The sequence below is a fragment of the Pseudomonas weihenstephanensis genome (assembly GCF_001043055.1).
Lineage (GTDB): Bacteria > Pseudomonadota > Gammaproteobacteria > Pseudomonadales > Pseudomonadaceae > Aquipseudomonas > Aquipseudomonas weihenstephanensis.
Genome location: NZ_JYLF01000001.1, coordinates 848881 through 855826, shown reverse-complemented (window position 1 = coordinate 855826; position 6946 = coordinate 848881). Strand labels below are relative to the sequence as shown.

The 6946-nt window shown below is 41.8% G+C and carries 4 protein-coding genes and 1 pseudogene; all 5 read left to right on the top strand.

Annotated elements, in window-relative coordinates; all coding sequences use genetic code 11:
* Positions 1–317: pseudogene (locus TU86_RS04145) on the top strand (hypothetical protein); the annotation flags it as partial.
* A gap of 522 nt (positions 318–839) precedes the next feature.
* Entirely contained in the window at positions 840–2678 is a 1839-nt protein-coding gene (locus TU86_RS04140; protein WP_048363000.1) for a hypothetical protein, read from the top strand.
* Positions 2679–2781: 103 nt separating this feature from the next.
* Entirely contained in the window at positions 2782–3900 is a 1119-nt protein-coding gene (locus tag TU86_RS23480; RefSeq protein WP_157395879.1) for a J domain-containing protein, read from the top strand.
* 429 nt (positions 3901–4329) lie between these two features.
* Positions 4330–5238, top strand: a complete 909-nt coding sequence (locus TU86_RS04125; protein ID WP_048362998.1) for a replication initiation protein — start codon at positions 4330–4332, stop codon at positions 5236–5238.
* 943 nt (positions 5239–6181) lie between these two features.
* Positions 6182–6565, top strand: coding sequence for a hypothetical protein (locus TU86_RS04120; protein ID WP_048362997.1), 384 nt, complete (start codon positions 6182–6184; stop codon positions 6563–6565).
* Positions 6566–6946: the final 381 nt, after the last annotated feature.

Sequence of the window (6946 nt, the reverse complement as noted above, 5' to 3'; positions counted from 1 at the left end):
GGATCACCGTGTTAGAAAGCGAGATCCAAAAACTTGAAGGCACGTTAGCAATCGAAGCGGAAACGCTCGAAATCACCACCTACGAAGACATAATAGCCCTATACGAAACAGAAGAAGGCCGATTGAAGCTCAACACATTTTTCATCACCAGAGGAATCACCTTCGACGTTAAAATTGACAAAGAAACAAATCTCGTCGGCATGGACATTCGTATAAAAGGTGAAAAAGACTTCAACCTTTACACCCATCAATTTTTCAAACAAAAAGCTCCACTAACGCCATTTGGAATACCAGACCTTTCCCACATCATAAAATAAACGTAAGCCCCTCTAATAAACCAAAAATTGGAGGGGGTTACACATTAAATAACCAAGGCGTTACACGTTAAAATTCAGAACAATAATCAAAGACTCCTAAGCTCTTACCCACCAGAAGAGCTTTTGACCTTTTCTAAACCACGATCTTTTTTTACAAATCGCCTAGCATAATGCACGCCCCTGCACACGCCTCATGCATACGCACGCACCCACACACGTCTTTAGTTATCAATATATAGATAACATGTAGACTACATAACCATAATAAAGATTACTACACCACACGCACATACCCAACCCCCCCATACAAAACTACCTACACCATCATGCTTGATATACATTTTTTATGTGGTTCAATATATGTATATGGTTCAAGTTCTCAAAGAAGCCCTTTAAAGCATACCTGCTATGTTAACCATCCCACTTTTGCTACGCAAAAGATGTGACGGTTAACGCAGGTGCCTAGTCGGCAGGACAGAAGCAAAAGCCAAAAGAAAAGACCAACCCACTACTGAGGATAAAATGAATGATACTAATTTGCAGACAATCACACTGACCAAAAGAGATCGAAACTACTCCAACCTGAAGGGGTTGGACAGTTCGTTGAAGCACTCGCTTAGACTGGACCAAAACGAGTATGACGACTTTGAATTCAACCTCAATCCAGACCACCCAAATATCGCCATTGTAGGTGGCGTTGAACAGGTATTAACTAGGGAATTGGCCGAGCAATTGCTGGCCGACTTCAACGACCAACTACAGACCAAACTCAAAGCAACAGAAGCGACTGACGAGATAGCAGCAGAGAAAGAAAAGCTCCGAAAACTAAAATCGAAGCTGGTCAAATTCATCAACGCAACCGAATCGACTGAGATAAAAGAATACGTCACATCGATAATGGAAGGAGAAAGGCCGTTAGTAGTCCAAGACTACGCCGCCCTACTCAATCAGCACAAAATCAGCCGTATATCCCAGCGAATCGACCTCTTAGAGAACTACACCACAAAGAAACAAGAGATCGAGCAAAACGCACCAGAACGAGCCGTATCAAGGACGGTCAACAGGGTTAAAGAAATCATCCTTGTGATCCCCGAACCCAATAAATTGGCAATCACAAAGGGATACACAGACCTTTTGCAGAAAGCCATGCACCAGTTCTACCAAAAGAACTTCCCCAACAACGACATTCTATTTTCGTTCAGTCACTTGGACGAAACCACAAACCATGTCCACGCCTTCCTTGACCTTCAAAATACAAAAACTGGGAAATATGATTTTTCAGCCCAAGAATTTGAATTCGCATCACAATACTATGCGAGGAATAAAGCTCACCTTGACAAAATATCTGAGCCACCAATATTAGAAGACTTCAAACTTCCCAACCGTAGCGAAGAAAAGCAAAACCATAGGTTTATCCGAGAACGCGAGTCATGGAAGTCAAAAGTAATGCAGGCAGCCTTTTATGAACACTTTAACGGATTAGCCGCTGCATATGGATTACAAGCAAAATTCCTACCTAAAACCAAGGAAAAACAAGAATTCCTAAGCAAGATTGAGCAGGAGGCCAAGAAGCCCAAGAGCGAGCGAAGCCATAACTATTACACCAGACAAGTAGAAAAACTTGAGCAGGAGCTTACACAGAAGAAAGAAGAGCTGACCGAGCAAAAGACCACTGTCGTAAGACTTAATACCACGATAAGCAACCTTCAAAATACTGTTTCAACATACCAGAATACAATCCAAAATTTAGAGATGCACGCCACGGAGCAGCAGAAAGAAAATGCGAAGCTCGACCACGATAGGCAAATACTGTCCGAGGACATAACCAAGAAAACAAACAAAACCGAAGAGCTTAGGGTAAATTTCAAAACCGCCAAAGAAAAAATGACCAAGGAACTACGCGAGCTAAGGAAGAAAATAGAAGAGGATACCGAAAGAAAATCAGTGTTAGAAAGAGCAATTAAGGTCTACGAGGTAGAGTTAGAACCATTAATCAAGAAATTTGACATTCTCGTTGATAGAATACTTGAAGCTAAGAGGCTCGATGAAAATCCAGAGCAATACTACCAAAGACTTAGAGAAAACACCTATAAAATGGCAAGCCGGTTGGGTTCCGAGAAGCGAAAGGATTACCTATTTAATGTCGGAGAACAACTAAAAGAGCAAGGATTAGACCATGTTAAAGTGGAGCTTGGATTGACAGGAAAAGTAAAACTTTGGGCATCCGACACCTTCACAAAAAAACAAGTGGTTGAATTTGACAAAGAGGAAGCCCTGCAGGCAAAAGAAGCCAGAAGGCGAAGATTGCTAAAGCTCAAACCGCCAAGCCCATTCCAAGACCCTTACGACCCCTATCAATAGCCGCAATATAGCGGCTTTATAGCCTCTATCCCCTTCAACGCCATTCTTGGATTGATGGCATCTCAATGGTAGAATGCCAGCATTGAACGCAACGGATATGCCAATGAAAATCCGCACCCATTACGATAACTTAAAAGTTTCACGGGACGCCCCTCCAGAGGTTATACGTGCAGCTTACAAGTCGTTAACACAGAAATACCACCCTGATCGTAACCCCGATCCGCAAGCAGCTAAAATTATGCTGCATCTCAATGAAGCATATGAGGTTCTCTCTGATCCAGAAAAACGAGATAACCATGATAAATGGATAAGATTTGAAGAATGGAAAGCTGCTCATAGAGTTGATCCAAAAAAAGAACAGCCACAGCCACAGCCACAGCCACAGCCACAGCCACAGCCACAGCCACAGCCACAGCCACAGCCACAGCCACAGCCACAAGCATCGGCCTCTTCAGATAAATGGCGGGAAAAAAAGCCGGTAGAACCCGCCAGTTCAAAAAAACAACCGTTTCAATGGTCAAGGACAATACTACCTTTACTGATACTTCTAGGTTGGGGGTACTCGCTTACTCCAACAGATATGAAAAACAAGATTGCCGGATACTGGGACCACTTTTTTGATTATAACAATTCTAAATCAACAACAGAAAATAGTGAAACCACGAAAACATCGCCATTTCAGCAAGCATATAATTTAACACCGGAACAAAGTAAAAAGCTTTTAACACAAACTAATATCAAACCAACGGGCACCACAGGCACTCAAGCACCGACTGTTAAAGCTCCTACAAAGCCAACAGCTCCTACCATGTGCTCTCCTGAAATGACAAAAGCCCCTAATGGACAGGCTTGGCCCGCTCGTGCTGCCTATGTAGGGCCGATCACTAGAGCCAATGGTTATTCGACTATTACGATTGACAATGGTAAGGGCAACTCAAACATTTACATTAAGCTTGCTCGCCCTTCTGATGGAAAATCTTCTGGAATCCGAGAGGCGTACATTCCAGCAGGGAGCACATTCAAAATGAATAAAATTGAACCGGGCAACTATGTAATTAAATACAAAGACATTAAGAGTGGGTGCAACTCAAAGTCAGACCCTTTTGACGTTGAGCAAATCCAAACAGCTCAAGGCATTCAATATAGCGATATATCCCTGACAATCTACACAATGTTCAACGGAAATATGGACTTCGAGAGGCTACCAGAAAATGCGTTTTGAGTTCTCAAATATAAGCTTAAGAAATGCCATTATATTCGCTTTGACGATTTTTATTTTGGCAACCTCTTACAAATTATTCGTAACTCCTAGAAATTTTGAAGATTGTGTTTTATATAACGCAAAAAATGGGGGCAGCAAATTTCACGCCCAAATAGCATACGACATGTGCAAAAGAAAATTCCCCAAAGAATAAAATAGAAAAGCCCGCAAGCAAACGGGCTTTTTAGCATCCAAGTTTGACAAACCTCTAAAGTATGGCAATTTGAAAGGAGCAGAAAAAGAAAACCACCTTGGGGAAGGTGGCCAGATACTACAATAAAATTTTAAAAAACTTCAATCAACACAACCATTTAATCATTATAAAAATTATTGTCAAGTCATCTCCCAAGGTTTTCTTTTTCTAAATATAACTATTAGAAGAGGACAACGATGGGATGCGTAAAACTATTTGAGGACTACTTACCAAAGAGACCTTACCACACTGACGATTTACTCAGTGGCTTAAAAATAAACAAAAAAGAAAAAGCAAAACTTGCAAGGCTTGTGCAACCAAACGGCCCTACGCATAGATATTGGATGGTATTTGACCTCGATAAATCTAATGCAGGGATGCACTGGGATGACGTGGGGGCACCAGCCCCTAACCTAATCGCTCGAAATCCGGCCAATGGGCACGCCCATTTGCTCTACCTGCTACAAACCCCTGTCCGAACCGCAATCGACGGCAAAACCGCCCCTTTACGCTATGCGGCAGCCGTTGAGGCGGGCTTGCGTAGTCGTCTAGGAGCAGACAGAGGCTACAGCGGCCTGATCTGCAAGAACCCGATCAATTCCCACTGGATGACCCACCAGTGGCAGGCCGCCCCCTACACCTTGGACGACTTGGCCGACTACATCGATCTAACCCCGGAAAAAGCCAGAGAGAAGCCCGTAGAGGATTACGGCTTGGGTCGTAACTGTATGCTTTTTGACCAATTAAGAGCGTGGGCATACAAGGCGATACGTCAGGGTTGGCCGACCTATGAACAATGGCTAAACGCTTGCCTAGACCGTGCCACCGGCTACAACGTTAATTTTACTACGCCGTTGGACATTTCCGAAGTAAAGCACACGGCCAAAAGCGTAGCCAAGTGGACGCATAGAAACTTCAACCGTGGCACCTTTGACGATTATGTCGCCAGAACCCACACCAGCGAGATACAGAGCTTCCGAGGCAAGCAAAAAGGTAAGACCAAGAGAGAGCGAGGCATTATCTTGCTTGAAGCTGGGGCAACTATTACGGAAGTGATGAAGGAGTTAAATGTCAGCCGTAGAACTGTATTCTATTGGAGGAAGTAACCATAGCATTATAATTAGTGCAAAAGCCTATATCAGATAATAGCACCCTCAGCGGGTGTTTCTTCTTCCTTCCGCCCATCCCCCTCCCTCCGACCGTACTCACCTACCTATAAAAAGACCTATAAGGCGATAGCCCTAGAATGCCTGAGAATAGTCAAAATCGGCTTTCTTCCACTCCGTTGATACAACGACACCAAGCCACCCCACTACACGCCTAAAATAGCCAAGTGCGTTACACCTCGCAGCATTATGGTTAGTGTAAAAAACCTATATCAAAACAGTCCAAAACAGCGTTAACCACTCAACCCATCGCTTACCATGCTTTGGAGATATATCCCCCAACCTATATGTATGTATACATACATATCAAATTTATTTCCTGATGAAAAATTCACACTTTTCCAAATTCATCGAAAACGGTGAACATCACTCACTGGGCTGGTGAGCGTAAATATCCCGAAAGCGATTTGGGGCAGTAACCAAAAATCGACTTTTTAGAAAAATGATTTTCTTGAAAAAACCATCATGAAAATTTAACTTTTTTATCGAATTTTTTAGATATTTAATTTTTCCAACCATTGAATTATGGCTTACTTACGGCAAAAATCCTTGTCAATAGCAAAACGAAAATAAATATAAGGTCGGAGGTTAATAGGTGAATAGGATTCGACTATAACTAAATTACTTAGTTGGGTTCTGCAACAAAGCACATCAAAAAATCAACCCTGAAAAAATTAAAAATCGCCCCCATATTTATTTCACAAAAAAACATGGGGTCTTGGTTACGTTAAAATTTTAAAAAAAACGAAACTAGCCAATTTCCTACAAGATGTATCCCGGAAGCAAAACCTGAAACAGTTAAAGGTTTGGAGATATGACCTTGAAGCATTGACATATCAAAACCCTATGGTATTGGTATTATAACAACATAGGAGTTCTAATTATGAACAGGATGGAATATGCAGGAAAAATAGGCGGTATGGTTGGTGGATTTAAAAGACGTGAGCGTCAAAAATTTTTAATTATGTTCGTAAAGATAGTAGAAATGGATGAGCTTCATGATATCCGAATGACCTCAAACCTCGCCAAAAAGCTAATAGCAGCATTTTCAGGCTGCAAATCAATATCCAATGATGTTCTAATCAAGGAGTTTGCAAGAAGCGGGAATAGTGTAAAACAACAAAACCTTGATATGATTGTCCATTCATTAGCAGCACGATGGCAAGACCTTTATGAAGAACAGTGGAAAGAAGCAAAAATAAAGATAGACATTGAAGCCGACGAATACAAGCAATCTATTATCGAAAAGCTGGACATTAAACTATAAATACATGTAAAGCCCCACTTTACATACTTATACCCGTGAAGCTATTTTCGCTTTGCGGATATACACATTCCTACACCGTAGGAATTTACAACCACTATGTATCCTGCCACGATACATACTTGTATCCTTTAACCAAAACCTTACCTTCACGGACATATAACCTACTCTCACAGAGTAGAATCGCCCCATTCCATTTCGTTTAAATCAGGCAGCCATAGGTTTAGAGATATATCTCCGAAGCTTTAACTATCACCTACTACTCCAAACCCTTCCATTATTTTCGATACTTCTTTCTAGGGAACTCACACGTATTATATTGTCACACATCTTGACAGGCCAGAATTCTGGCCTTATTATACCAATTGAACCACTCACTATAAA